This is a genomic window from Haemophilus sp. HMSC61B11 (genome assembly GCF_001838615.1).
GTDB classification, from domain to species: domain Bacteria; phylum Pseudomonadota; class Gammaproteobacteria; order Enterobacterales; family Pasteurellaceae; genus Haemophilus_D; species Haemophilus_D parainfluenzae_AD.
Genome location: NZ_KV837953.1, coordinates 1 through 411 on the forward strand (window position 1 = coordinate 1; position 411 = coordinate 411).

Genomic DNA, 411 nt, shown 5'->3' on the forward strand with positions numbered 1-411 from the left:
TTTGCTACTGAGACCCATTACTTACTTTGCCATCAAATCAACAATGTGAAATTGCTGGATAGGCAGTTTGGTCGTCACCCGAAAGTCTTTGCACCTGATGAGATTTTCAAACTGCTCTTCCCTAACACGCCGATTCCGCCCGATATGACTCAACCGGGTTGGTCAGAAAATTGGCAGGAACCGACTTTTCTCATGCCGGTTTTAGATGAAAAAACGTTGGAAAAAGACACCGCACTTTTTGGCGAGCCACTGCCCGAATTAAAATGTTATTTCATCTTAGATGCCAATAAGCATAAATATTTAGCACCTGAGAATTTTCATTGCCGTATTGAAAGTCTGTTTCAAGGTGAATTTGCTGAAATCACCAAAGACATCGCGCCTTATTTGGTAGAAGTGATTCCTTATCCTGAT

1 pseudogene is annotated in these 411 nt (G+C 41.6%); it reads left to right on the forward strand.

Going from position 1 to position 411, the window contains the following annotated elements:
• Positions 1-411: pseudogene (locus HMPREF3263_RS00930) on the forward strand (DUF4123 domain-containing protein); the annotation flags it as partial.